At 63.5% G+C, this 26,145-nt stretch carries 27 protein-coding genes, 1 tRNA gene and 1 pseudogene; 18 read left to right on the forward strand and 11 right to left on the reverse strand.

Going from position 1 to position 26,145, the window contains the following annotated elements:
- Positions 1–103 precede the first annotated feature (103 nt).
- Positions 104–757: a TetR/AcrR family transcriptional regulator gene (locus tag E7681_RS02885; RefSeq protein ID WP_136337746.1), complete on the reverse strand. Its 654-nt coding sequence runs from the start codon at positions 755–757 to the stop codon at positions 104–106.
- A 128-nt stretch (positions 758–885) separates the two neighbouring features.
- On the opposite strand from E7681_RS02885, the gene E7681_RS02890 reads away from it, so the two are divergent.
- The 5 genes from E7681_RS02890 to E7681_RS02910 are packed head-to-tail and all read left to right on the forward strand — an operon-like array spanning position 886 to position 6,573.
- Complete coding sequence (locus E7681_RS02890; protein ID WP_246032392.1) at positions 886–1,797, forward strand: shikimate dehydrogenase; 912 nt, start codon at positions 886–888, stop codon at positions 1,795–1,797.
- A gap of 22 nt (positions 1,798–1,819) precedes the next feature.
- Positions 1,820–2,827, forward strand: coding sequence for a DctP family TRAP transporter solute-binding subunit (locus E7681_RS02895; RefSeq protein WP_136337747.1), 1,008 nt, complete (start codon positions 1,820–1,822; stop codon positions 2,825–2,827).
- A gap of 53 nt (positions 2,828–2,880) precedes the next feature.
- Complete coding sequence (locus tag E7681_RS02900; RefSeq protein ID WP_136337748.1) at positions 2,881–3,414, forward strand: TRAP transporter small permease; 534 nt, start codon at positions 2,881–2,883, stop codon at positions 3,412–3,414.
- Positions 3,411–4,685: a TRAP transporter large permease gene (locus E7681_RS02905; protein WP_136337749.1), complete on the forward strand. Its 1,275-nt coding sequence runs from the start codon at positions 3,411–3,413 to the stop codon at positions 4,683–4,685. Before E7681_RS02900 ends, E7681_RS02905 begins: the two co-directional genes overlap by 4 nt.
- Position 4,686: 1 nt before the next feature.
- Complete coding sequence (locus E7681_RS02910) at positions 4,687–6,573, forward strand: bifunctional sugar phosphate isomerase/epimerase/4-hydroxyphenylpyruvate dioxygenase family protein (protein WP_136337750.1); 1,887 nt, start codon at positions 4,687–4,689, stop codon at positions 6,571–6,573.
- Here the strand turns inward: E7681_RS02910 and E7681_RS02915 are convergent, their stop codons facing one another.
- The 5 genes from E7681_RS02915 to E7681_RS02935 form a co-directional block, all read right to left on the reverse strand.
- The gene (locus tag E7681_RS02915) at positions 6,574–7,929 is read right to left on the reverse strand and encodes a glutamine synthetase family protein (protein WP_136337751.1); all 1,356 of its coding nucleotides are present in this window, start codon (positions 7,927–7,929) and stop codon (positions 6,574–6,576) included. It lies immediately after the preceding gene.
- 102 nt (positions 7,930–8,031) lie between these two features.
- A tRNA-Thr gene (locus E7681_RS02920) sits at positions 8,032–8,107 on the reverse strand.
- A gap of 75 nt (positions 8,108–8,182) precedes the next feature.
- Complete coding sequence (locus E7681_RS02925) at positions 8,183–9,679, reverse strand: heme biosynthesis protein HemY (protein ID WP_136337752.1); 1,497 nt, start codon at positions 9,677–9,679, stop codon at positions 8,183–8,185.
- Positions 9,680–9,692: 13 nt separating this feature from the next.
- Complete coding sequence (locus E7681_RS02930; protein WP_136337753.1) at positions 9,693–10,910, reverse strand: hypothetical protein; 1,218 nt, start codon at positions 10,908–10,910, stop codon at positions 9,693–9,695.
- Between the two features lie 79 nt (positions 10,911–10,989).
- Entirely contained in the window at positions 10,990–11,673 is a 684-nt protein-coding gene (locus E7681_RS02935; RefSeq protein ID WP_136337754.1) for a uroporphyrinogen-III synthase, read from the reverse strand.
- Positions 11,674–11,745: 72 nt separating this feature from the next.
- Between E7681_RS02935 and tsaD the strand changes: the two genes are divergently transcribed.
- From tsaD to E7681_RS02955, 4 genes are all read left to right on the forward strand, one after another.
- Positions 11,746–12,840 (forward strand): tRNA (adenosine(37)-N6)-threonylcarbamoyltransferase complex transferase subunit TsaD, encoded by a 1,095-nt coding sequence (gene tsaD / locus E7681_RS02940; RefSeq protein ID WP_136337755.1) that lies wholly within the window; start codon positions 11,746–11,748, stop codon positions 12,838–12,840.
- 62 nt (positions 12,841–12,902) lie between these two features.
- On the forward strand, positions 12,903–13,175 hold the full coding sequence (locus tag E7681_RS02945; RefSeq protein WP_136337756.1) for a YciI family protein: 273 nt from the start codon (positions 12,903–12,905) through the stop codon (positions 13,173–13,175).
- Positions 13,175–13,591 carry an EVE domain-containing protein gene (locus tag E7681_RS02950; RefSeq protein ID WP_136337757.1) on the forward strand — a complete coding sequence of 139 codons (417 nt, stop codon included), beginning with the start codon at positions 13,175–13,177 and terminating at the stop codon, positions 13,589–13,591. The genes E7681_RS02945 and E7681_RS02950 overlap by 1 nt, the downstream gene beginning before the upstream one ends.
- Before the next feature lie 30 nt (positions 13,592–13,621).
- Positions 13,622–14,017, forward strand: coding sequence for a DUF1761 domain-containing protein (locus E7681_RS02955; RefSeq protein WP_136337758.1), 396 nt, complete (start codon positions 13,622–13,624; stop codon positions 14,015–14,017).
- On the opposite strand, the gene glmM is transcribed toward E7681_RS02955, so the two are convergent.
- Positions 14,018–15,358: a phosphoglucosamine mutase gene (glmM, locus tag E7681_RS02960; protein WP_136337759.1), complete on the reverse strand. Its 1,341-nt coding sequence runs from the start codon at positions 15,356–15,358 to the stop codon at positions 14,018–14,020.
- Between the two features lie 497 nt (positions 15,359–15,855).
- On the opposite strand from glmM, the pseudogene E7681_RS02965 reads away from it, so the two are divergent.
- From E7681_RS02965 to E7681_RS02990, 6 genes and pseudogenes are all read left to right on the forward strand, one after another.
- Positions 15,856–16,263: pseudogene (locus tag E7681_RS02965) on the forward strand (polysaccharide biosynthesis protein); the annotation flags it as partial.
- 65 nt (positions 16,264–16,328) lie between these two features.
- The gene (locus tag E7681_RS02970; protein WP_136337760.1) at positions 16,329–16,694 is read left to right on the forward strand and encodes a hypothetical protein; all 366 of its coding nucleotides are present in this window, start codon (positions 16,329–16,331) and stop codon (positions 16,692–16,694) included.
- 336 nt (positions 16,695–17,030) lie between these two features.
- On the forward strand, positions 17,031–17,252 hold the full coding sequence (locus tag E7681_RS02975) for a hypothetical protein (protein ID WP_136337761.1): 222 nt from the start codon (positions 17,031–17,033) through the stop codon (positions 17,250–17,252).
- Positions 17,253–17,288: 36 nt separating this feature from the next.
- Entirely contained in the window at positions 17,289–17,585 is a 297-nt protein-coding gene (locus tag E7681_RS02980) for a hypothetical protein (RefSeq protein WP_136337762.1), read from the forward strand.
- A gap of 9 nt (positions 17,586–17,594) precedes the next feature.
- Positions 17,595–18,704, forward strand: coding sequence for a phosphoenolpyruvate carboxykinase (ATP) (locus E7681_RS02985; RefSeq protein ID WP_136337763.1), 1,110 nt, complete (start codon positions 17,595–17,597; stop codon positions 18,702–18,704).
- The gene (locus E7681_RS02990) at positions 18,677–19,765 is read left to right on the forward strand and encodes a nucleotidyltransferase family protein (RefSeq protein WP_136337764.1); all 1,089 of its coding nucleotides are present in this window, start codon (positions 18,677–18,679) and stop codon (positions 19,763–19,765) included. Before E7681_RS02985 ends, E7681_RS02990 begins: the two co-directional genes overlap by 28 nt.
- 212 nt (positions 19,766–19,977) lie before the next feature.
- Here the strand turns inward: E7681_RS02990 and E7681_RS02995 are convergent, their stop codons facing one another.
- Together E7681_RS02995 and ahcY are read right to left on the reverse strand one after the other, a co-directional pair.
- Positions 19,978–20,319, reverse strand: coding sequence for a DUF2853 family protein (locus tag E7681_RS02995; RefSeq protein WP_136337765.1), 342 nt, complete (start codon positions 20,317–20,319; stop codon positions 19,978–19,980).
- A gap of 179 nt (positions 20,320–20,498) precedes the next feature.
- Complete coding sequence (gene ahcY, locus E7681_RS03000; protein WP_136337766.1) at positions 20,499–21,884, reverse strand: adenosylhomocysteinase; 1,386 nt, start codon at positions 21,882–21,884, stop codon at positions 20,499–20,501.
- A gap of 135 nt (positions 21,885–22,019) precedes the next feature.
- Here ahcY and E7681_RS03005 point away from each other — a divergent pair, with 135 nt between their 5' ends.
- Together E7681_RS03005 and E7681_RS03010 are read left to right on the forward strand one after the other, a co-directional pair.
- A complete protein-coding gene (locus tag E7681_RS03005) occupies positions 22,020–22,709 on the forward strand; it encodes an FkbM family methyltransferase (RefSeq protein WP_136337767.1) in 690 nt (229 codons plus the stop codon).
- Between the two features lie 24 nt (positions 22,710–22,733).
- Complete coding sequence (locus E7681_RS03010) at positions 22,734–23,330, forward strand: HD domain-containing protein (RefSeq protein ID WP_136337768.1); 597 nt, start codon at positions 22,734–22,736, stop codon at positions 23,328–23,330.
- On the opposite strand, the gene E7681_RS03015 is transcribed toward E7681_RS03010, so the two are convergent.
- Entirely contained in the window at positions 23,327–23,878 is a 552-nt protein-coding gene (locus E7681_RS03015) for an ActR/PrrA/RegA family redox response regulator transcription factor (protein WP_136337769.1), read from the reverse strand. The two genes, E7681_RS03010 and E7681_RS03015, sit on opposite strands and share 4 nt — an antisense overlap.
- Positions 23,879–23,959: 81 nt before the next feature.
- Entirely contained in the window at positions 23,960–24,592 is a 633-nt protein-coding gene (locus E7681_RS03020; RefSeq protein WP_136337770.1) for an SCO family protein, read from the reverse strand.
- 88 nt (positions 24,593–24,680) lie between these two features.
- Between E7681_RS03020 and regB the strand changes: the two genes are divergently transcribed.
- Positions 24,681–26,078, forward strand: a complete 1,398-nt coding sequence (gene regB, locus E7681_RS03025) for a sensor histidine kinase RegB (RefSeq protein WP_136337771.1) — start codon at positions 24,681–24,683, stop codon at positions 26,076–26,078.
- The last annotated feature ends 67 nt before the right edge of the window (positions 26,079–26,145 follow it).

A 26,145-nucleotide genomic window follows, 5' to 3' on the forward strand; every position in this document is an offset into this window, starting at 1 on the left:
CTTCGGTTTTCCGAAGTGCCCGCCCTGCCTGTTTTCAGCGATCATACCCGAACTGCCGCGAAATGGCAGCGTTTTCTGTATTTTGGCGGGAATTGTGGCTTCGTCAGCGCATCACAGAGGCAAGGATGCTTTCGACCACCTTCTTGCGCAGATCGGTCTGGGCGGTCTCGGAAAACAGGTCAGTGCCAAAGTTGATCGAGAACGTGTCGCGGTTCGAGACGTTGAAAAAGCTCATCGCGCTGATCTGCCAGTGGATGACCAGCGGTGTGACATCATCGCGGAACAACCCGGCCTTTTTCCCCGCCACACAGATACGTTCGATCTGCTGGATCGCCGAAGTGTTGGTGTCGATCAGCGACGCGATGTTGTTCATGTGCCGCCCGGCGTGGATGTTTTCGATCATCACAAGGCGGATGAAATCCGTGTTGCTGCGGTGGTGGTCAAAGGTGAACTCGACCAGACGGGCCAGCGCCTGATCCGGCGGCAGGCCGTCGAGATTCAGCGCCGCCTCGGCCTTTCGGACGCTGCGATAGGCCTCTTCCAGGACCGCTTCGTACAGACGTTCCTTGTCTTGGAAGTAGTAGAAAATCATCCGTTTCGAGGTCTTGATTCGGTCGGCAATGTCCTGAACGCGGGCGCCAGACAGGCCGTGTTCGGCAAATTCGGCACGCGCGGCTTTCAGGATGTCGGCCTTGACTGCTTCGGGGTCTTGCTTCCACGTCCTTGTCTTTTTTGAACTTTTTTCGGTTTCGGACATGGGGTCGGCTCTCCTCGGGACTTGGTTCAACATACACAATTATCCCGGCGGTTCAATTCACTTGACGAATTTAACCCTCTGGTACATTTTACCCGAAATCAGCAGCCCGCGTCGCAGAGGAGAAGGCGTTGCAACTTGGCCCAAACACATCGACTCCGGTCCGCCAGCAGATGCTGGCCGGGTTGATCGGGCAGGGCATTTCCCTGTCGCGGACGCCAGCAATGCATATGGCCGAGGCCGCAACGCAGGGCCTTCAGGGGCTGTATCGCTTGCTGGACACGGACACGCCGCGCCTGCAGGGCAAGCCGCTGGCCGAAATCCTGAACGCCGCCGAACTGGCCGGGTTTGATGGGCTGAACATCACCTACCCCTACAAGATCGAGGTCATCGGCCTGCTGGATCAGCTGTCGCCCAACGCCCAAGCGGTCGGCGCGGTGAACACGGTGGTGCTCCGCGATGGCAAGCGGTTTGGCCACAACACCGACCTGTGGGGCTTTGCCCAAAGTTTTCGGCAGGGACTGCTGCCCGACGCAAAGCTGGACAACGTGTTGCTGCTGGGCGCGGGTGGTGCTGGCGTGGCGGTGGCCTTTGCGCTGATCGAATGCGGCGTGCGCCACCTGTCGATCTTCGATGCGGATCATGGCCGGGCGCAGGGGCTGGCCGACCAGATCACCCGGCGTTTTCCCGACAGCCAAGTGACCGCGATCACCGATATCGCACAGCATGTCGCAGCCAGCCGCCCCGATGGTGTGGTCAACGCCACCCCGGTCGGCATGGCCAAGCTGCCCGGCTCGGCCTTTCCGCTGGATCTGCTGGACGCCCGGATGTGGGTGGCCGACGTGGTCTACTTCCCGCTGGAAACCGCCCTGCTGGCCGCCGCGCGCGCCAAGGGATGCCGGGTTCTGCCCGGCTCGGGGATGGCGGTGTTTCAGGCGGTCCGCGCCTTTGAGCTTTTCACCGGCCGCAAGGCCGACCCGACACGGATGAAGGCGACCTTTGACGCCTTTGACGCAAAACCCGTCCAAAGGACGAAATTCTGAACGTTTCTAGGGAGGAACCAAAATGACGTTCGCATTCAGCAAACTAGCCGCAGCCGCGGTTATCACCATGGGTCTGGCGACTGCCGCGCAGGCTCAGACCATCCGCGTGGCCCACGTCGATCCCGACGATTGGACCGCGTCCAAGAAGGGCGCCGCCGCCCATGTCTTCAAGAACATCGTCGAAGGCGAAACCGGCCTGACCGTGGAAATCTTCCCGGCTGGCGCGCTGGGGAACGAGACCGAGCTGGTCGGCCAGGCTCAGGAAGGTCTGACCCAGGTTGCGCTGGTGTCCGGCGCGATGTCCAAGGTTTGCCCGGCGGCCTCGGTTCTGGATATCCCCTACACCTTCGCCTCGGCCACGATTGCTTGGGACGTGCTGGATGGCCCGTTCGGTGACGCGCTGGCACAGCACTGCCTGGAACAGACCGGCCTGCGCACCCTGGCCTTTGGTGAAACCGGCTTCCGCAACTTCACCAACAACCAGCGTGAAATCCGCACCCCGGACGACATGAAGGGCCTGAAGTTCCGCGTTCAGCCGATCCCGCTGTATGTCGAAATGGTCAAGGGTCTGGGCGGCGAGCCGACCCCGATCGCCTGGACCGAACTGCCGAACGCGCTGTCCACCGGCGTGGTTGACGGTCAGGAAAACCCCGTTGGCGTGATCTACAACAACAGCCTGCACAAGCTGCAGAAGTTCATGACGCTGGACGGCCACGTCTATGCCGCTGACTTCATCGTGATCTCGGACGAGTTCTATCAGTCGCTGACCCCCGCCGAGCAGCAGGTCGTCGCCAAGGCCGCCCGCGTCGCCGGCACCATGGGCCGCGCCATCCAGCAGTGGGGCACCGCCGAGGGCGTGAAGAAGGTGCAGGCCGAGGGCATGCAGGTCTACTCGCCCACCGCGGACGAAATCGCAGCCTTTGCCGCCAAAGCACAACCCGCCGTGGTAGAGTACCTGCGGGGCGAACTGGGCGACGATGCCGTCTGGATTGACCGCCTGCAAGAGGCCGTGGCCGAGGCCAGCAAGTAACGAAACAAAGGGCCGGTTCGACCGGCCCTTTCCCTGAGAGGGGGATGGATCCCATGACACGCCTGAACTACGCCGCACGCCGGTTCTTTGCCTTCGGAGCGGGCGGTTGCATGATGCTGGTTTTTGGCATCATCTTCCTCAACTCTCTGCGCCGCTACACGATGGGCCGTTCCGTCCCGTGGGGCGAGGAACTGCCGATCTACCTGACCATCTATGGCGTCATGTTCGGCATCGCGCTGGCCTACATGCAGGATCAGCACATCCGCTTTACCGTGCTGACGGACACCCTTTCGGCCAAGGTCAAGACCCGGCTTTTTGCCGCCGTGGATTTCGTGATGATCGGCTGTGGTCTGGCGCTGGCGCGCTCGGGGCATGAATTCGCCACCAAGCGCGGCAACATCGACGCCTCGGGCCTGAAATCCGTGGCGAAAAGCCTGGCGGAAAGCACTGGGTTCGACTGGATGATCTGGATCGGCAAGGTCGGTACCTGGCAATACGCGATGGTTCTGGGCGGCGTGATGCTGGCCGTGGCCGCCGCGCTGAAACTGCACGAGCGGCTGGCCGCTGCAAAAGGAACCTCGGCATGATCTTTGTCGTCCTGATCGTCGGCCTGCTGGCCGGAGTGCCCATCGCCTTTGCCATCGTCGCGGCACTGCTGTCGTTCATGGCCACCCATGACGCGCCCTATGCGCTGCGGATCGTTGCCACGCAGATGTACAAGGGGCTCGACTCGTTCCCGCTGTTGGCCATCCCGCTGTTCGTCCTGGCCGGAGAGGTCATGAACGAAAGCGGCATCACCGGGCGCATCATCGCGTTTGCCAACGTGCTGGTGGGCCGGATGCGCGCCGGGCTGGCGCTGGTGAATATCTGGGCCTCGGTGATCTTTGCCGGGCTGTCCGGGTCCGCCGTGGCTGACACCTCGGCCATCGGGCGGGTGTTCATCCCCGAGATGGAAAAGCACGGTTACAGCCGTGAATTCGCGGCGGCTGTCACGGCGGCCTCCTCGGTGATCGGGCCGATCATTCCGCCCTCGATCCCGGTCATCATCTATGCGCTGATCGTGTCGGGCGTCTCGGTTCCCGCGCTGTTCATGGCGGGTGTGATCCCCGGTATCCTGCTGGCGATCTTCCTGTCCGGCTACGTCATGCTGACCGTCAAGGTCGACGCGGGCAACCAGTCCGAGGGGCTGACGACCCAACCCGCAAGCCAGGCGCTGCTGGGGGGTATCCTGCCGCTGCTGATGCCGGTATTCGTCGTCGGCTCGATCCTGGCCGGGATCGTGACCCCGACCGAGGCGGCCAGTTTCGCCGTGGGCTATGCGCTGATCCTGGGCCTGTTCGTCTATCGCAAGATCACCCTGACCGCCCTGCCCCGCATCTTCGTGGGCGCGATGCGCGACAGCTCGGTCATCCTGATCATCATCGCCGCCGTCACCGCCGCCAACTGGCTGCTGACCTATAACCGCCTGCCCAACATGTTGACCGACTGGGTTCTGTCGAACGTTGACAGCAAGTTCACCTTCCTGATCGCCGTCATCATCCTGTTCCTGGTCATCGGCCTGTTCCTGGAAGGCATCGCTGCCATGCTGGTGCTGGTGCCGATCCTGCATCCGATCGCCGTGTCGATGGGCGTGGACCCGGTGCACTTTGGCATCATCGTGATCTTCAACCTGATGATCGGGCTGATCACGCCGCCGCTTGGGCTGTGTCTGTTCGTGGCTGAAAGCATAGCCAACGTTGGGATGACACGGCTAACCCGCGCGATCCTGCCGTTTTTCCTGGTCGAGGTGCTGGTCCTGCTGATCCTGACCTTCGTGCCGGAAACCGTCACTTGGCTGCCGCGCGTTTTGGGGTACTGACATGAAAACGTCCATCGCCACCGTTTCGATCTCGGGCAATCTGATTGAAAAGCTGGAGGCCATCGCCGCCGCCGGTTTCGACGGGATCGAAATTTTCGAGCAGGATTTCATCGCCCATGACGGCAGCCCGCGGGATGTGGGCAGACTGGTGCGGGATCACGGGCTGGAGATCACCTTGTTCCAGCCATTCCGCGATTTCGAATGCCTGCCGGAACCCCTGCGGTCCAAAGCATTCGACCGGGCCGAGCGTAAGTTCGACCTGATGCAGGAATTGGGCACCGACCTGATCCTGGTCTGCTCGTCCGTGCATCCCAACTCGCTGGGTGGCATCGACCGCGCCGCGAACGACCTGCACGAACTGGGCGAGCGCGCCGCCAAGCGCGGCCTGCGCGTGGGCTACGAGGCGCTGGCCTGGGGCCGTCACGTCAATGACCATCGCGACGCCTGGGAAATCGTGCGCCGCGCGGATCACCAGAATATCGGGTTGATCCTGGACAGCTTTCACACGCTGGGGCGGAAACTGTCGCCCGAGTCCATCCGCTCGATCCCCGGCGACAAGATCTTTTTCGTGCAGCTGGCCGACGCGCCGCTGATCGACATGGACCTGCTGTATTGGTCGCGTCACTTCCGCAACATGCCGGGCGAGGGCGATCTGGATGTCCGCGCCTTCATGCAGGCGGTGATGGCGACGGGCTATGCCGGGCCGATCAGCCTTGAGATTTTCAACGACCAGTTCCGCGGCGGGAACCCGAAAACCGTGTCGCGGGACGGGTATCGCTCGCTTGTGGCGCTGATGGATGACGTGCGACAGGCCGAACCCGAAGCCCCGGTTGACCTGCCGACAATCCCGCCCCGCATTTCGGTGCAGGGGGTCGAATTCATCGAGTTCGCCGCCCGTGGTGCCGAAGCCCAACAGATGGCCGAACTGCTGTTCTCGCTGGGCTTTGCCCGCGTGGGCCAGCACCGGAACAAGGCGATCGAGCTGTGGCAGCAAGGCGAGATCCGCATCGTCGTCAACGCCGAGACCGAGGGCCACGCCGCCCATGTCTGGAACGCGCGCGGGCTGAGTGTGTGCGACATCGGCCTACGGGTCCATTCCGCCAGCCAGACGGTGCAACGAGCCAGCGCCCTAGGCATCAGCCCGTTCCAGCAGCCCATCGGCCCCGGAGAGTTGCAGATCCCTGCGATCCGGGGGCTCGAAGGCTCTGTTCTGCATTTCATTGATGAGGCCAGCGGCCTGTCCCGCGTCTGGGATCTGGAATTCCGGGCCGAGGCTTCTGCCCCCTCGGACACTGGCCTCCAACGGATCGACCACATGGCGCAGACCATGAGCTATGACGACATGCTCAGCTGGACGCTGTTCTACACGGCGCTGTTCGACATGCGGAAATCCCCCATGGTCGACGTGATCGACCCCGATGGGTTGGTGCGGTCACAGATTGTCGAGGCTGGTGACGGCGCGTTACGCATCACCCTGAACGGCGCTGAGACCCACCGAACCTTGGCGGGCGATTTCCTGGCGCGGAACTTCGGCGCGTCGGTGCAGCATATCGCGCTGTCGACCAGCGACATTTTCCAGTCGGCCGAAGCCCTGCAAAAACGGGGCTTTCAGGCGCTACCGATCCCGGAAAACTACTATGCCGATCTGGCCGCCCGGTTCGATCTGAACCCACAGCTGCTGACCCGCATGAAGGCCGCCAACATCCTGTATGACGAGGTCAACGGCGCCCCGTTCTTTCAGCTGTACTCGCGCAGTTTCGCTGGCGGTATGTTCTTCGAGATCGTCCAGCGCGACGCGTCCTATGCCGGGTTCGGTGCGCCGAACGCGCCGTTCCGGATCGCCGCGCAAAAACGGCTGGGCCGCACGAAAGGCCTGCCCGAGAGCTGATCAGACGACGAAGCCGTAGCGACGCCACTCAACCTCGGTCACTTCGCTGGCCATTTGTAGCCATTCGGCGCGCTTCACGGCGGCGAACCCGTCATGCAGTGGCGCGCCCAGAATGCGGCGCATGGTGGCCGAGGCGGCGAACGCCTCGATCGCCTCGCGCCAGTCGATGGGCAGCGGCGGGTGATCGGTGTGACCCTCGGCGCCGGGGGTGCCAGCGCCCTGCCCCGCCTCAATCCCGTCCAGCGCGGTGCCCAGCGTGATCGCAGCAACCAGATAGGGGTTCGCGTCGACGCCCGCGATGCGGTGCTCGAAATGGCGGGACTTGGCCGCGCCCGAGGGCACGCGCAAAGCGACCTGACGATCCTCGATCCCCCAGGTATTGGTGGCGGGGGAATAAACCGTCGACACGAACCGCCGCCACGAGTTCAGGAAGGGCGCGACGATCAGCATCGTGTCGGCCATTGCAGCGCGGATACCACCGATGGCGTCCAGCATCAGGGGCGATAGTTCTCCGTCGTGATCGGCGAACAGGTTGTTGCCCGCCTCATCCGCCAGCGACAGATGCAGGTGCATCCCCGAGCCGGACTGATCCCCGAAGGGTTTCGCCATGAAGCACGCCTCGAACCCGAAACGGCGGGCGGTGGCGCGGATCATGCGCTTGGCCAGCACGATGTCGTCGGCGGCACGGGCCAGATCGCGGTAGCGCAGGGTCAGCTCGTACTGGCCGGGCGCGTATTCCGAAATCAGCGTCTCTAGCGGCAGGTCCATCTGTTTGCCAGCGGCATAGACGGCATCAAAGAAGGGGGCCATCTCGTCCAGCTCGTCCACGGACATGGTGTTGGTGGCGTGGCTGCGGCGCTCGGTCAGGGGGTAGGTGGCGGGGTGGACGCGGCCATCGGCATCGCGGCTGACCAGATAGAACTCCAGCTCCAGCGCGCCCATCGGGGTGAACCCGGCGGACTGGGCGCGGGCGATCTGGGCCAGCATGGCGTGACGCGGATCGCCGGGGTGCGGAGTGCCGTCGCGGTCGTACATGCCCAGCAGCACCATGCCGCGCCCGGTCGAGGGGATGTACCCCAGCGTCCCCGGCACCGGCCAGCACCAGCTGTCACCGCCGCCGTCGTTCTGAGTGGCCAGCGCGGCCTCGACATCGTCTCCGTCCACGTCCTGTGCGAACAGCGATCCGGGCATCCCGCGGCCGTTCTTGTACAACCCTTCCAGTTCATGCCGGCGGATGATCTTGCCGCGCCCGATCCCGTGGGCGTCGATCAGGACGATGTCGATCGCCTCGACCTCGGGGTGGGTGTCCAGAAAGGCGGTGGCTTCGGACAATTGCGCGCCGGAAGGGGGAGTCATGGGCTAGCCCTGCGTATGTTCACTGCGTATTTGATCAAATTATTCATGCGCAGCAGACAGGGGGGTCTGTCAAGAGGGCCTGACCTGTCGGAGGGGAGGAAGTGGTGCCGGTGAAGGGACTCGAACCCCCGACCCCATCATTACGAATGACGTGCTCTACCAGCTGAGCTACACCGGCACTTCCGGGAAGGCGGGCGCGTAACGCCGCCTTGTGGACCGGGGCTATAACACCCCGGTCAGGCTTGGGAAAGACCTATTTTTGCACGCCCGGATCGTCGGGCATATGGGGGTTGTCCTCGACGATCTCGGCGTCCAGAACCACGTCATCCGCCGTGCCTTCGGTGCTGTCGTCAGCTTCACCGCTGTGATCCTCCAGCGCGCCGACGATCAGGGGCAGCATCGCCACGCCGGTGGCCGAGCTGACCTCGGACGCCGGCGGGGCTTTCCATTCCAGCGTGTCGAAGGCCTGGCAGTTTTCACAGACCGGCACCCATTCGGAATGGATGTTATGGCAGTTCGTGCAGACCCATTGCGGACCGCGCGGCGCGGTCAGCGCACGGGCCAGCCAGCCCTTGACCACCTGATCCGACGCACCCTCGCCCCGCTCCACCGCGGCCATGATCGTCAGGGCGCGCGAGTCGGGGTTTTCGTCGACCAGAGAGCCAAGAGCGCGGCGCGCAGCCGGGAAATCCTCGGCGGCGATCTGCAGCTCGGCTTCGATCAGACGGGTTTCGCTGTTTTCGGGGTGGATTTTCAGCAGCAGCTGAAAGCGTTTCAGGCGCTCGGCCGGGGTTTCATTCGGCACGATCGCGGCGAAAGCAGCGGCCAGATCGGGGTGCGGCTGGGCCTCCCACGCTTTTTTCAGGATGCGAGTCGCCAGCTTGGGCTTGCCCTTTTCGATATACCCACGCGCAGCGTAGCAGGCGGCGGGGATCAGGTCGGGCGACAGGCGGTTCGCCTCGATCGCGGCTTCGCGGGCGTCAATATCGTTGCCTTCGTCCAGCACGCCCTTGGCCTGCGACAAGGCCAGCACGGCATCGCGCCGCTTGTGCACGTCACGCGGCAGGGTGCCTTGTTTCAGCTTCAGGCTCAGGGTTTCGCGGGCACCGGACCAATCGCGCGCCTGCGCCTGCAGTTTCAGCAGGATGTCCTGCGTTTCTTCGTGCTTGGGACGCAGCGTGATCGCTTTTTCCGCCAGTTTCCGCGCGGTGTCGGTGTCACCATCGGCCAGCTTCTGTTTCATGATCCCACGGACACCGACGAAACGCGTGCGGTCATCCGACAGCAGCTTTTTGTAGGTTTCCTCGGCCTTCTTGCGGTCGCCGGCCATTTCAGCGGCCTGCGCGGTCAGCAGGTTGGTCAACTCTGGCTGATCCAGGTATTTCTCGGCCTTGGCGGCCTTGGACATGGCCAAACGCGCCTCGCCCGAGGCAAGGGCCATCATCCCTTCGGTCAGGGCCTTGTAGCCCTTCCGCTCGCGGTTGCGGTCGAAGTAGCGCGACAGGGCGGTTTCGTCCCCGTTGAGGAATTTCAGCACCGCGACGGTCAGCGAGGCCAGCTTGAGCAGCAGCCAGATCGCGACGACCATCATCAGCAGCGCCAGAACCGCGTTCAGGGGGGTCAGGTTCAGCTCGATCCCGCCGACGGCAACGCGAACGCCGCCTTCCAGCTCCAGCAGATACCCCGCACCCAGCGTTGCCGCACCAACGAGGGCGACGAAAACGACAATCTTAATCAGAGACCACAGCATGTTCGTTTCCCTCTCAGTTCGACGCCACCTGGGCGCTCAGATCTTCGGCTGCGGCGACAGCCTCGGCACGACGGGTAGCTGCTGCCATCCAATCGGTCAGTTCCACGCGGCCTTCTTCGGGCAGCACGTCCAGTTCGGCCAGTGCGTCGTTCAGACGTCCGTCAGCCAAGGCGGACTCGGCGCGCGACAACACGGCATCGGGGTCGGTGCCCTCTTTCGGTTCCAGCGAGCGCATCCCCAACTGGTTGCGCAGGAAGTTCCAGACATTCCCACCATCCCCTGCGGCCTTGCGCGAGGCGTTCAGCGCCTTGCGTGCGGCGGCCGGGAAATCTGCGGACAATTGCGCCATCGTCGCAATCCCGTTTTCGGCAGCTTCCGTCAGAGCACCGGGCACGGCGACGCCCGCGGATTTCAGATCCGACAGCGCGTCCGTGAATTCGGCGCCGGTGTCCATCGCGATCCGAATGCGGGAGACGGCAGACCGGATCATCGCCTGCTGGGCGGTGACTTCGGCACTGGCCTTGTCCTCTTCGGCGGCGGCGACAAGGGCGTCTACCTCGGATTTCTGTTTCTCCATCGCGTCGCGCAGGGCCTTGACCTCGCGCTCATACGCCTCGACCGCGGCCGCGTTGGCACCCCCTTCGGAGGGGCGCTTTTCCAGCTCGGTCAAGCGAGTGTCGAGCGCCGCAAGTTTTGCCCCCAGATCGGCCGCTTCGGCGCGAAGGGCGTCCACGGCGTTCGTGACAGGCGTCAGATCGGCTTGGGGCGCGGGTTTATCCTCTTGCGCGGCAAGGCGTTTTTCCAGCGCACCGACCAGTTGCGTTTGCTTTGCCAGCTGCGCGGTCAGCGTCTCAAGCGCCGCTGAATCCCCGGTTCCGGGCCATCCATCGGGGAACATCACACGCGCGCCACCGACGCCTAGACCAGCGGCAACGATCCCGCCCAGAACCAGCGGCAGAAAACCCGACCGTTTCGGCGCTTCGGCCGGGGTGCTTGCGGGTTGCGCTACGGGTTCGGGCTCAAGTTCGGCAACCTCTTCCGGGGTGTCCTCGATGATCGCATCGACGATGTCTTCTTCCTGATCGTCACCCTCAGCCTCGTCGCTGTCGTGAGGCTCGCCCTCCGGCTCTTCCTCGACAATCACGGCGTCCTGGATTTCCTGAGGGTCATTTTCAGTAACGTCTTCGACCGGAACCTCGGGGGTCTTCTTGTCTTTGTCGGGATCGGACACCGCGGTAATTCCTTTCGAATCTGAAATCTGAATGGCTTAGCCAAAGATAAGACTAAATCCCCAACACATAAGCCTCAAGTCACGCGAGTGCGTCCATGAGTCTCTGGGTCGCGTCCAGCATCGCATTTGCATCCGGGGTTGCTGCAATTTCCAGCAGTTTCACCGGCACGTCCCCAAGGGCCTGCGCGACAGCGGGGCTCATCGCGGCGATGGCCACCGGGGCCTGTGGGCGCTGCGCTGCGAATATCCGGGCCGTCCGGGGCGAGAAAAGCGGCACTAACACGGGCGACTTTCCATCCAACACCGCCTGCGCCTCCGGGGTCAGCGGGCATTCCTTTTGGGCGTAAACCACCGCTTCGTCAGCCTGTATGCCCGCATTGGTCAGCGTCTGCGCAATATCGCCACGCGCGTGTTCACCGCGCAGATGCAACAGCGGCCCGGCCACGCGATCAGCCAAAATCCGCCGGATCAGAGCCTGCGCCTCAGCCTCGACCGTTTGCACGTCCAGCCCGGCGGCGCGCGCAGCCTGCGCTGTTGCCTGGCCGACAACGTGACATGGCACCCCAATCGCACCGTTCGGCACCCCATTGGCAGAGGTCACGATCACCCCGCGATAGGGTGTCAGATCGGGCTGTGGCCCGGTTGGTTCGATCCGCAACAGGGGTGAAAACACGACCGGAATATCCCCAAAGCGATCCCTGAGCTGTTGAACAAACCGCTCGGCGCCGTCTTCGGGTCTGGTAAGCAGGATCGTGGGGCGCATGGTCGTCCCGGGATTGTTTGAAGCTGCTTCTGGTGTTACCTGCCATACACCCTCGTTGCAACGGACAAGGCCATGACGCGCACGATCACCATCCTCGGACTCGAAAGCAGCTGCGATGACACCGCGGCGGCCGTGGTGCGTGTCGGATCAGAGGGCGCAACGATCCTGTCCTCGGTGGTCTTTGGCCAGACGGATCTGCATGCGGCATTCGGCGGCGTGGTCCCCGAAATCGCCGCTCGCGCCCACGCCGAGAAGCTGGATACCTGCGTTAAACAGGCTCTAACACAGGCCGAAACGGGGCTAGAGGGGATCGACGCCATCGCCGTCACCGCCGGCCCGGGCCTGATCGGCGGGGTGCTGTCGGGCGTGATGTGCGCCAAGGGGATCGCCGCCGCGACGGGCAAGCCGCTGGTCGGGGTGAACCACCTAGCCGGCCACGCACTGACGCCTCGGTTGACGGATGGCGTGGCGTTTCCGTATCTGATGCTGCTGGTCTCGGGCGGGCACTGCCAGTTTCTGGTCGTGAAAGGCGTGGATGATTTCACCCGACTGGGCGGCACGATTGACGACGCCCCGGGTGAGGCGTTCGACAAGACCGCGCGCCTGCTGGGACTGCCGCAACCAGGTGGGCCGTCGGTGGAAAACGACGCCCAAGTCGGTGATTTAAAACGGTTTCCTTTCCCGCGGCCTTTGCTGGATCGGCCGGGGTGTGACATGTCCTTCTCGGGGCTGAAAACCGCTCTGCTGCGGACTCGCGACGCGGTGATTGCCGAAAAAGGCGGGCTGACGCGGCAGGACCGCGCGGACATGAGTGCCGGGTTTCAAGCCGCAATCTGCGACGTGCTGGCCGAGAAAACCCGCCGCGCCATTGCTGAGTACATGGCCCTGAACCCTGCTGAGCCTGTTCTGGCCGTCGCCGGTGGCGTGGCCGCAAATCAGGCCATTCGTGCAAGGTTAGAGACTGTTTGCGCCGAAAACGGCGTGCGCTTTACTGCGCCACCCCTGCGGCTGTGCACCGATAACGCGGCGATGATCGCCTATGCCGGGGCCGAGCGTTTTCTGGCCGGTGAAACCGACGATATGACCCTGGCCGCGCGCCCGCGCTGGCCGTTGGACAAACGCAGCCCGGCCTTGCTGGGCGGCGGCAAGAAAGGCGCCAAGGCTTGACGGCTTCGCGCGTTCCCTCAACCTTGCGTTAACCGCGAGAATCGTAAGATCGGAGACCAAAAATGTACGTAGCCCTGATTGCCCGTGACAAACCCGGCGCACTGGAAATCCGCAAGGCCAACCGCGCCGATCACCTGGCCTATATCGAGGCGACGGGGATCGTGGCTCAGGCCGGGCCGCTTCTGGATGATGCGGGTGAGATGGCGGGCTCGCTGGTCATTCTGGACGTCGAAACGATGGCCGATGCCAAAGCATGGGCCGCGGGCGATCCCTATGCCAAGGCCGGGCTGTTCAGCGGCGTCGAGCTGATCCAGTGGAAAAAGGTCATCGGCTGATGCGCTACTGGCTGTTCAAATCCGAACCCGACACCTGGAGCTGGGACGACCAACTCGCCAAGGGGGACTCGGGCGAGGAATGGAACGGCGTGCGCAACTATCAGGCGCGCAACTTCATGCGAGAGATGGCCCTGGGGGACCGGGGCTTCTTCTATCACTCGCAGACGGACAAGGCGGTGGTGGGCGTGGTCGAGGTGATCGCCCTGGCCCATCCCGACAGCACCACCGACGATCCGCGTTGGGAATGCGTGGACATCAAGGCGGTGAAACCCGTCAAAACCCCCGTTACGCTAGAGCAGATCAAGGCCACGCCCGCGCTGGCCGAGATGGTGCTGGTCAAGAACTCTCGCCTGTCCGTGCAGCCAGTGACGGCGCAGGAATGGGCGACGGTCTGCGCTATGGCGGGGATTGAATAAGCCCTTGTTAGAGACTGTTTGAGGCACGAAATGCAGCATCTGGGAATACTGGTCGCGGCACTGGCCGCCTACGGGTTCGGGGCGGTGTGGTACATGGCGCTGGCCCGTCATTGGGTGCGCGCAGCCGGGATTGCCACGGATGCGACGGGGCAACCGCTGAACAAGGGCGCGCCGTTGCCGTATATCGTGGCGTTTGCCTCCTGCCTGCTGGTGGCGGGGATGATGCGGTTCGTGTTCGACCAGATCGGTGTCACCGGCTGGGACGAAGGGCTGCTGGGCGGGCTGGCCGTGGGGCTGTTCTTTGCCACGCCGTGGCTGGCGACGTGCTATGCCTTTGCCGGGCGTCCGTTGGCGTTGCTGTTGATCGACGGCGGTTATGCGGTGGGGGGCAGTGCGCTGGCCGGGCTGGTGCTGAGCCTGTTGTGATCAGGCCACCGATTCCACGGCGTCGCAGATCTTGGTGATGATCGTGTCGAGCAGCGCCTCGTCCTCGGCCTCGCCCATGACGCGGATCAGGGGTTCGGTGCCGGATTTGCGGATCAGCAGGCGGCCGGATTTGCCAAGCGTCTTTTCCCCGTCCGCAATCGCGGCCTGAACGCAGTCGGCCTCTAGCGGGGTTTTGCCCTTGGTGAAGCGGACATTGCGCAGGATTTGCGGGACCGGGTCGAAAACCTTGGTCAACGCGCTGGCGGGTTTGCCGGTTTCGACCATCGCGCGCAGGAATTGCAACGCAGCGATCAGGCCGTCGCCGGTGGTGGCGTAGTCGGTCATCACGATGTGGCCGGACTGTTCGCCGCCCAGGTTGAAGCCGCCTTCGCGCATGCGTTCGACGACGTAGCGGTCACCGACGGCGGTGCGCTCCAGCCCGATGTTCTGGTCATTCAGGAACCGCTCTAGCCCCAGGTTCGACATCACCGTGGCGACCAGAGAGCCACCCTGCAGCAGCCCCTCGCGCGCCCACATCGAGGCGATCAGGCCCATGATCTGGTCCCCGTCCGCGACCTTGCCGGTTTCGTCCAGAATGATCACGCGGTCAGCGTCACCATCCAGACAGATGCCCAGATTGGCGCGGGTCTCGCGCACCTTGCGGGCGGCGGCCTCGGGCGAGGTAGAGCCGCATTCCTGGTTGATGTTGTGGCCATTGGGCGTGACGCCGATCGAGATCACCTCGGCCCCAAGTTCCCACAGCACGTTGGGCGCGGCCTTGTAGGCAGCCCCGTTGGCGCAATCCAGCACGACGCGCAGCCCGTCCAGACGCAGCCCGCGCGGGAAGGTCGTCTTGGCGTATTCGACATAGCGGCCCAGAACATCGTCGATCCGCTTGGCGCGGCCGATGTTTTCCGGCGCGGCAAGGGCGACGCCTTCGTTCAGCAGGCGCTCGATCTCGATCTCGGCGTCGTCGGACAGTTTGAAACCGTCGGGGCCAAAGAACTTGATCCCGTTGTCATAGGCCGGGTTGTGACTGGCCGAGATCATCACGCCCACATCCGCCCGCATCGAGCGCGTCAGGTAGCCAATCGCCGGCGTCGGCATCGGCCCCAGCAGGTACACGTTCATCCCCGTCGAGGTGAACCCAGCCGTCAGCGCGTTTTCCAGCATGTAGCCCGACAGGCGCGTGTCCTTGCCGATCACGACGCGGTGGTCCTGCTGGTCGCGGCGGAAATAGCGGCCCGCAGCGGCGCCCAGTTTCATCGCCAGCTCGGCGGTCATCGGGTGGGTGTTGGTCAGGCCGCGCACGCCATCGGTGCCGAACAGGGAACGGGACATAGGGAAAACCGCCTGTGAAAGAGTATCGCCCTACTGTCTAAACCGGGTGTGCGCGCGTGTCCAGAACGGCCGGGGCGATCAAAAACCCGGCAGAATCCGGCGCTGATGCTGTCCAGCGAAAAACCGCGCGCAAGGCTTGCCCGACTCGGGCCGCGTCACGACGCTGTACCGGTTGGTGCGCGACCTGACGCGTGCGCACAAGGCGCTGATCCCGATGGGGGCCGAGGGGGGCCGCCTATGCGGTCGCTTGCCTGGCGCTGGGGCTGAACCATGCCCGGCTGATCGCCTATCGCGGCCCTGAGATCCTGCAGTCCGGTCTGGTCGCCGTGGCTGTGGCGGTTGCGGCGATGACCCTGCCCGCGATGGCTGGACATCCCCTGCCCGCCCGGTTCGGCGCCTTGTTCGGGCTGTCCTGCCTGGCGCTGACGATCCTGGCACGACTGGTGCTGCGGCAGTCGGTGATCCACCTGTACGAGATGGGCACCGCCCGCAAACGCGTGCTGGGATCGTCCGGGTCGGTGGTACCGATGTTCCGCGAACAGATCGGGCGCGGCGGGCCGGTGACGGTAACCCACCCCGAGGTGTCGCGCTATTTCATGACGATTTCCGAGGCGGTGCGACTGGTGCTGCTGGCGGGTTCTTTCGCAGCCGAGGGCGACATCGAGATCGTCTATACCGGCCTGCGCCCCGGCGAAAAGCTGGACGAGGACATGATGACGACACCGCATGGCAAGATCATGCGCTCGCCCGAACGCGGGCTGTCCGAGCTGGAAATGGCCGTCGCCTTGCGCGATCTTCGCGGTGCGATTGCGGCGCGCAACACGGATGCCGCCCATGCCCTGCTAGATCGCCGGGTCGAGGGCCGCGCGCTGATCGGCCCGCAACGTGCGGTACCGGCTGAATAATCAGTTGGGCCTGTCGCCCCGGAGGATTGCCTGTTAGAATTTGCGAAAGCAAAGACGATCAGGCTATGACCGACACCCCCAAGGGCAGCAAAACATACTCTCGCCGCGACGCATTGCGCGCCGTTGGCAAGTATTCCGTTGCGCTGAGCGGGGCCTCGGTCGTCGCCCTGTCCGCCGAGGAAGCCGCAGCCCAGGCCGCATGCAGCCGCCAGAACCCACCTTGGTGGTGCGCCACAGGGGGCAATCCGGGCAATGGCGGCGGCGGCTCGACCGGGTCAACCAGCACCGGAACTGGCACTGGAAATGGCAATGGTGGCGGGAACGGGAACGGGAACGGCCGGGGCAACGGAAATGGCAACGCCTTTGGCCTTGGCCAAGATCCGAACAACAATCCGAAATACGACTTCAAGTCGTTCGAGACCAACGACTGACCCCCTGAACCTGCGTAGTTTCCCGCGACAAACCCTTGGGTTCATGCTATCGATTTGAAAAAATCGACCACGAGGCAGGTCATGAGCGAGCAAGAGTCCGGGCGCGAACAGTATTCGCGCCGCGACGTATTGGCATCCGTCGGAAAATACATGGGCGCAGCCACCGGGGCTGCGGTTGTCGCCATGACAGCGCAAGAGGCACTGGCCAGCAACGCCTCTAGCAACCCGTGTGAAAACAAGAACCCCCCACCCCGATGTTTCGGAAGGTAAACCTGGTACTTTCCGGGTTCTTGCACGGGCATAATTGTGCTACTTTGCACCAAAAAAGAGCAGAGTATGACACAGGCATCCCAATCAGACAGCGCGTTCACGCGTCGCGAAGCCCTGCGTGCCGTGGGGAAATATTCACTTGCTGCGTCCGGCGCGGCCCTTGTTGCGCTTAGCGCCGAGGAAGCCGCCGCACAGGCCGCATGCAGCACTCCGAACCCGCCGCACTGGTGCTTTGGCGGCGGTGGCGGAGGCGGCGGAGGTGGTGGCCGCGGTGGCGGTCGCGGCTAAGCCACCCTTCGTAACGGTGAATTTTGAAAGTACCCAATGTTTGAAAATCCAGACCCCCCCGAGGGACAACGTTACCTGACCCGGCGCGAGGTTCTGAAATCCGTGGGCAAGTATTCGTCCTTGGCCGCCGGGGCAACCGTTGTCGCGATTTCCGCCACCGAGGCACTGGCCCAAGCCGCCGCCAGCAACTGGAAATGCCGGGATCACTATCCCTGGTGGCTGTGCTGGTTCCTGGGCTATCAAGACACCAGACAAGCGCCCGAATATGGCGGCTGGCAGGATTTCCCCGAGAACCGGAACCTGCCGGATCACTGGGAAAAGACCTATGACTAGCGCAAACCCATGCCATTGATACACGCTCACCCGTTGGGGGAGGCGGTTGCCCTGCATGCCCCGACCTCGGGCGCGATCGTGCTAAGCAATGAGTTTGGGCGCGAGATCGCCAAGGGCGTCAATGACGGGCTGACGGCGGCTCAGATCGCTGCAGAGCTGGCCGATCCGTCCGAGCGGGCCGAGGCCGAGGCGGCCATCCATCAGGTTCTGCAAGCGTGGGACGACGCCGGCCTGCTGCATCGCACGCCTCTGCCGTTTCCCGATCCCGTCGATCACCGCCCGGTGCCGCATTGGCGCGATCTGGGCGGTCTGGCGGGGACGGCGGCGCTGCACCTGCCCGACGGAATCCTGGCCGAGCAAATCGACACCGTGATGGGCCACATGCCCGCCCAGCCGGGCCGGCCCGTACGACGGCTGGAGGCCGTGGCTGATCGCGACGGCTATGGCATCTTTCGGGACGGTGATGCGATCACCGGCCGGATCGATCTGGACGCCGCACGCTTTGTGCTGATGCGCGAGGTCGCTGAAATCACTTGTGGCGCTGCGGATGTCTCTGCCGTTTTCCATGCGGGGTGTGTCGCGCGAAACGGTCGGGCTCTGATCCTGTGCGGCGACAGTGGCAACGGCAAATCCACGCTGACCTTTGGGCTGGTGAACGCCGGTTGCGCCTATCTGGGCGACGACCATGTGCCGCTGCATCGGGACGGGCGCCGCGTGATGGCCTTTGCAACCGCCGCGGGGGTCAAGGCCGGGGCCTGGGATCTGCCCGAAATCAAAAGCCTGCAAGCGCGCTATGGCCTGACCGCCCAAAGCCCGCGGGTTGGCGTGCGCTACCTGCCGCTGCACTTGGCCGATGGCCCGGACACGGGTGCGGATTTCCCGGTTTCCGCGCTGGTTTTTCCGGAATTTCGACCCGGTCAGCCATTCTCACTCACACGAATTGCGCCGGAACAGGCTCTGATTCAGGCCCTGAAGGCGGGCAGTCGCCTGTCAGCCTCGCACCGAAGCAACCTTGCGCCTTTGGCGGATTTCCTGAACCATGTGCCCGCCTATCAATTGCGGTATGGCGCGTCGGATCAATCGGTGACTGCATGTCTGGACCTGCTGAACCAGTGCTAGGGCTGTGCCCCTCGGCGCCGCATCGGGCGGTGCTGGGGCTGATGGCCGTCGCGCTGGGGCGGCCCTGTCCTGCGTCGTTGCCGAGCGACTTGAACGCCAGCGCGCCCGAGCAGATCGCCGCCATCGCCAATCAGGGCCACGCGCAAACGATCCTGCACAGTGCGTTCGTGCGCCTGCCCGAGCTGGGCAACGCCCTGCCCCGCGATCTGCTGATCTACTTTGCCGAGATGCAGCGCGCCAATGCGGACCGCAATCAGCAAGCGGTGGCCCAGATGCGGGAAATCGCCGGGATTCTGACCGCGCACCAGATCCCCATCATGGCACTGAAAGGCGCAGCGGATGTGCTGGACCCGCTGCACGACATCCCCGCGCATCGCTATATCAGCGACCTGGACCTGCTGGTGCCCGCAGATCGCGCAGCCGAAGCGGCGCGGCTGTTGCGGGCCGAATGGGGTCTGCCGGACGAGGATCAAGACGCCGGGCCGCATCACCACCTGCCGCAAATCATCAGCCCCGCGCATCTGTTCACGGTCGAGCTGCACGTCCGCCCCGGCTCGGATGCCGTATCAGGGGTGCTGCTGCCGGACCAGATGTTCGCGCGGGCAGAACGTGTCGAGGGGATGCTGATCCCCTGCCCCGAAGATCGCCTTTTGCACCACGTCCTGCACGGGATGGAGCTGCGGCACGAGACCGCGACGCTGAACCTGCGACTGTTGGCGGATCATGTGCAGTATCGTCTGCGGATGCCGCAAGAGACCCGAAATCAGGCCCTAACCCGGCTGGATGCGACGGGCCACGGCGACTGGCTGCGCGATCTGGATCGGTTGGCCGATGCGATGCTGGGACTGAAACCAAGCGGTTGGGCGGCGCAGGCGTTGATCCGGTTTGGCGACCCGCAGGCGGCGATGCGGCGTGATACGCTGTTTTGGGCGCGGCATTATCTACGGCGGCTGGGAACCAGCGCCACGTATCGACGGCATATCATGCGCAAGGTGTTTTCGCCCGCCGCCTGGGCCGAGTTCTTCCACTTTCACCGCGAACGGCGCGGGCGGTTCAAATGATGTACGGAGGGGCCATGGCGTTGGATGGCCCCTCCGCTCCCCACGTGCTCCCTACTCACCACACGTGTAACTGGATTGGGTCCGGCCATCCTGACTCGGCTTTCCTTGACCATAGCGCATATCCGCCAACCAAGGAACGACCGAGTGTTTAGAATACGCCTCAAATGCAAAACGCCCGCCAAGGCGGGCGCTGCGAAAACTTGTGGGCAGGATCAGCCGTAGACGGATTCTTTGCCGAAATGCTTGGTCAGCATGTAGTAGACCACGGCGCGGTACTTGTTGCGCTCGGAACGGCCATAGGTCTCGATCACCGAGTTGATGGCGTCCATCAGCGCGGGGCCGTCGGCCAGGCCCAGCTTCTTGATCAAGAAGTTGTTTTTGACGGTCTCCAGCTCGCCTTCCTGCGTGGCAGCGACGGTCGAGGCATCATCATTGTAGATCGCGGGGCCGCAACCGATAGTGACCTTGGTCAGCAGGTCCATATCGGGCTCCATCCCGCATTTGTTTTTCAGATCTGCCGCATATTTGGCGATCAGGTCATCGCGTTTACCCATGAGCATACTCCCATTCCGACGGCATTGTGTGCCATTGCTCGTTAACAAACTCCGGCGCGGAGTTGCGCCAAAGCCTATCGCGTAATGCCACTGGAACAAGAATTTTCTCCGGCCACGCCTCAAATCTGAGGCGCGTCGGAGGAAAATTCCCCCCTTCCGTAACGGAAGGAGGGAATTTCTTAGTACCGGTAATGCTCGGGCTTGAAGGGGCCTTCGGGGGTGACACCGATATAGTCCGCCTGCTCGGTCGAGAGTTTGGACAGTTTCACACCGATCCGCTCCAGATGCAGGCGGGCGACTTTCTCGTCCAGATGCTTGGGCAGGATGTAGACCTTGTTCTCGTACTGGTCGGCCTTGGTGAACAGCTCGATCTGGGCCAGAACCTGGTTGGTGAACGACGCCGACATCACAAACGACGGGTGGCCGGTGGCATTGCCCAGGTTCAGCAGGCGGCCTTCGGACAGCAGGATGATGCGCGAGCCCGAGGGCATCTCGATCATGTCCACCTGGTCCTTGATGTTGGTCCACTTGTGGTTCTTCAGCGCCGCGACCTGAATTTCGTTGTCGAAGTGGCCGATGTTGCCGACGATCGCCATGTCCTTCATCTCGCGCATATGCTCGATGCGGATGACGTCCTTGTTGCCAGTGGTGGTGACAAAGATGTCGGCGGTGCGCACGGCGTCTTCGAGCAGGACAACTTCGTAGCCGTCCATTGCCGCTTGCAGGGCGCAGATCGGGTCGATCTCGGTGACTTTCACGCGGGCACCGGCGCCACGCAGCGACGCGGCCGAGCCTTTGCCCACATCGCCATAACCGCAGACCACGGCGACCTTACCGGCCATCATGGTGTCGGTGGCGCGACGGATACCATCGACCAGCGATTCCTTGCAGCCATACTTGTTGTCGAACTTCGACTTGGTGACCGAGTCATTGACGTTGATCGCCGGGAAGGGCAGGCGGCCCGATTTCTGCAGCTCGTACAGGCGGTGAACGCCGGTGGTGGTTTCCTCGGACACGCCGATGATCGCATCGCGGGTCTTGGTGAACCAGCCGGGCGACGCTTTCATGCGCTTCATGATCTGCGCCTTGATGACGGTCTCTTCCTCAGAGGCGGGAACCGGGATGATGTCCTCTCCGGCTTCGGCGCGTGCGCCCAACAGGACATACAGCGTGGCGTCGCCGCCATCGTCCAGGATCATGTTTGCGCCCTCGGGGAACATGAAGGAGCGGTCCAGATAATCCCAGTGCTCCTCCAGCGTCTGGCCCTTGATCGCAAAGACCGGGGTGCCGCCCGCGGCAATCGCGGCGGCTGCGTGGTCTTGCGTCGAGAAGATGTTGCACGACGCCCAGCGCACGTCGGCACCCAGCGCAACCAGGGTTTCAATCAGAACGGCCGTCTGAATGGTCATGTGCAAAGACCCGACGATGCGCGCACCTTTCAGCGGCTTGCTGTCCCCGAATTCAGCGCGGCAGGCCATCAGGCCCGGCATCTCGGTTTCGGCGATGTCCAGTTCCTTGCGGCCATACTCGGCCAGGGCGATGTCTTTGACGATATAATCGGTCACGGGTCTTGCTCCTGCGTTGTTGAGGGGCGTCTAGCACTCTTGCAGTGATGTAACAATGACAAGCGCCGGGTCAAATCCTTGCCAAAGGGCCTGCTGGATGGTTCTTTGCGGGTATTGGGCGGTACGAGCGGCGATATGGACAAGTTTCCGGAAATCCTGGCCAGCAACGAATACGGGCGCTACTCGGTCCCCGAGGGGTTGGAGCATCGCCCCGCCGTGCGGCTGGTGACTGACGGACAGGTCTATGAGCCCGAGACGATCCGCTTCATGCGCGAGCACGCGGGGGATGGCGATATCATCCATGCCGGCACGTTCTTCGGGGACTTCCTGCCGGGGCTGAGTGCGGCAATCGCCCCCGACGCCCGGATCTGGGCGTTCGAGCCGAACCCGAATTCCTACGCCCATGCGACGCGGACCATTGCGCTGAATGGGTTGGAAAACGTGGTGCTGACCCATGCCGCCGTATCAAACTCGGACGCGCCGATCCGGTTCCGGACGCGTGATGCGCAGGGCAATCCGCTGGGCGGGCACAGCCGTTACGTGACCGAGGACGGGCCCGGCGTAGAAACCGTTCCGGCGATCCAGCTGGACACGGTGATCCCGGATGACCGGCGCATCAGCATCCTGCAACTGGACGTCGAAGGGCACGAGCGCGCGGCGCTGGACGGGGCCTTGCGGCTGATCGCCCGTTGCCAGCCGATCCTGATCCTAGAGGAGTTCCGCCACAAACGCTGGATCAAGGCGCGGCTGGGCCACCTGGGGTACGAGCTGAAACGCAAGCTGCACGCCAACAGGGTCTTTGCCCCGGCGGATCGGGTGCTATAACCGGGGCAAAACCCTGAGGTAGACATGGCAAAGCCCCCCCGCGCATGGCAACGCATGCTGTCCGGCCGACGGCTGGATCTGCTGGACCCGACTCCGATGGATATCGAGATCGAGGACATCGCCCACGGTCTGGCCTTTGTCGCCCGCTGGAACGGGCAGACGCTGGGCGACTATGCCTATTCGGTGGCCGAACACTCGCTGCTGGTCGAGCAGCTGTTCAACCGGATGAACCCCGGCATCGGTGTGAAATGGCAGGTGGCGGCGCTGCTGCACGATGCGCCCGAGTATGTGATCGGAGACATGATCAGCCCGGTGAAGGCCGCGATCGGCCCCGCCTACGGCGAGCTGGATCAACGCCTGACCGCCGCGATCCACATCCGGTTCGGGCTGCCCGCCCATATCCCGGCCGCGATCAAGAAACAGATCAAGCGCGCCGACACCATCAGCGCCTGGATGGAGGCGACCCAGATCGCCGGGTTCTCGGAATCCGAGGCGAACAAGCTGTTCGGCAAGCCCGATCCGTTCTTTACCAAGGGCATGGACATCCGCCTGCGCCCCCCGGTCGAGGTACGCACGGCCTACACGGCGCGGCTGGACGATCTGTTACGGCAGATGGCTTAGCGCGGGCTACGCTTGGCCAGGATGCGCTGCAGCGTACGGCGGTGCATGTTCAACCGGCGCGCGGTTTCGGAAACGTTGCGGTCGCACAGTTCGTACACGCGCTGGATATGTTCCCAACGGACGCGATCCGCGCTCATCGGGTTTTCCGGGGGCGGGGGCAGGGCATCGCCATTGGCCAGCAGCGCGTTGGTGATGTCGGTCGCATCCGCCGGTTTCGACAGATAGTCAGTAGCGCCGATCTTGACCGCGGCCACGGCGGTGGCAATCGCGCCATAGCCCGTCAGCACGACGATCCGGCAATCGGGGCGTTTCTCACGCAGCACTTCGACCACGTCCAGGCCATTGCCGTCCTCAAGCCGCAGGTCGCAGACCGCGTAGGCGGGCGGACGGGCGGTGGCGATGGCCTTACCAGCGGCGACAGAGCCGGCGGTTTCCACCTCGAACCCGCGCTTTTCCATCGCTTTGGCCAGTCTTTTCAGGAACGGCTCGTCGTCATCCACCAGAAGGAGGGTTTTGTCCTCGCCGATATCCTGATGCGCCTCAGCCATGCCAGTCTCCTCCGGGCCGCTACGATGGGTTAAAAGTTGTTCTATCCCGGCCCGTTGCCTGCGTCAAACATTCGCAGGTTGTTATCTGGCATCCATAAAGCACTGGATCTGCTCGGCCATACTTTCGGGTGACTGATCGCGTCGGAAGAACTCGATGAACCCGTCTTCGGGGAAAACCAGATAGGCAAAGGTCGAGTGGTCGATCAGATAGTATTCCTCGTCGCCTTCGTCCGGTTTCTGTTTCTGGTAGAAGGTGCGATAGGCCTGGCTGGCGGCCTTCACCTGCTCGGGCGTGCCGGTCAGGCCCAGCATACGGGGGTGCAGGTTGTCGGTGAAATCGCGGACGACCTCGGGGGTGTCGCGGTCCGGGTCGATCGAGATGAAGACCGGCTTCACGATGGTGCCGCGGTTTTCCAGGATCTCGATCGCATCGGCGTTGCGGGAATTGTCCAGCGGGCAAACGTCGGGGCAGAAGGTATAGCCGAAATACAGCAGGCTGGGCTGGTCGATCACGTCCTTGTCGGTGACGGTCTTGCCGTTTTCATCCACCAGCGTGAACGCCCCGCCGATCTGCGAGGTTCCGCCCGCGACAGCCCCGGTCCGGCATTGCGCGTACTTGTCCGTCTGGTCGGGCCCCGAGGACACGTACCAAGTGGCGCCCAGCATGGCGGCAACGGCAACGGCAGAGGTGACGGCAATCAGGGCGCGGGACATGGGATTCCCTCCTCGGGAACGTTATTGATCTGTTGTCCATGCATATTTAACACTGAACCCCAAAGTTCAACGGGACGAAGCGGCGCACATGAACCAGACGAATTTCGGGGTGACCAAGGGCCGCGACCGCGGCAACTGGATCAAGTTGCGCACGATCACGCTGCTGCGCTGGGTTGCCATTGCGGGCCAGGTGATTGCCCTACTGGTCGCCCAACACGTGCTGAACCTGAAGCTGGAATTCGGTCTGTGCCTGCTGGTGGTCAGCGTGTCCGTCGTCGGCAACCTGATCGCGATGTTCATCTTTCCGCAAAGCAAGCGCCTGACGGAAAACGAAAACCTGCTGATGGTTCTGTTCGACCTGCTGCAACTGAGCCTGCTGCTGTACCTGACCGGTGGCCTGCACAATCCGTTCTCGATCCTGATCCTTGGGCCGGTGACGGTGTCGGCCTCGGCGCTGACGTTGCGCTCGACGGTGTTTCTGGCGATCACGGCGATCCTGGCGGTGACGCTGCTGGCCGAATTCCACCTGCCGCTGCGGACGGAACAGGGCTTTATCCTGCGGGTGCCCGAGATTTTCGTGTTCGGCAACTGGGCGGCGATCGTGATCGCGGTGGTGTTCCTGGGGATTTATTCGCGCAAGGTGACGGTCGAGATGCACTCGATGTCCGACGCGTTGCAGGCCACCTATATGGCGCTGTCGCGGGAACAGAAGCTGACCGATATCGGCGGCATCGTCGCGGCGGCGGCGCATGAGCTTGGCACGCCCCTTGCCACGATCAAACTGACCAGCGCCGAGCTGATCGAGGAGCTGGACGACCGCCCCGACCTGCAAGAGGACGCGCGCCTGATCAAGGAACAGGCGGATCGGTGCCGGGACATCATGCGCTCGATGGGCCGGGCCGGTAAGGACGACCTGCACATGCGTCAGGCGCCACTGTCCGCCGTGATCCGCGAAGCCGCCGAGCCGCATATGGGCCGCGGCAAGGACATCCACCTGGATCAGCACGCCGAGGGGCTGGACCCGACCCAGCAACCCTCGATCCTGCGGCGGCCGGAAATCATCCACGGGCTGCGGAACCTGATCCAGAACGGCGTGGATTTCGCCACCGATAACGTCTGGGTCGAAACCGAGTGGAGCGACGACACCATCGTCATCCGCATCATGGACGACGGGGCCGGATACCCCGCGCATCTGATCGGCAAGATCGGCGATCCATTCATGCGGCGGCGACGCAGTTCCGCAGACCACGCCCAGCGCCCGGAATACGAGGGCATGGGTCTGGGCCTGTTCATCGCAAAGACGTTGCTGGAACGGTCCGGGGCCGAGCTGAGCTTTGCGAACGGGCGCGAACCGGGGTCGCATCGTCACAATCCGACTCAGCAGATCGGCGCTATCGTAGAGGTTGTTTGGCCGCGCACGAAAATTGACGCGCAAATCGGGGAAAATGTTGTTCCGTTGGGTGAAAACAAGCCTCTAAGCCTCTGAAAGCTTGTGATGTTAACCTTTTGTTAACCTTTGTCTCCGCAACCTCTCCGAGTATTTCCACCCGGGG

This window comes from Thalassobius vesicularis, from assembly GCF_004799325.1.
Lineage (GTDB): Bacteria > Pseudomonadota > Alphaproteobacteria > Rhodobacterales > Rhodobacteraceae > Thalassobius > Thalassobius vesicularis.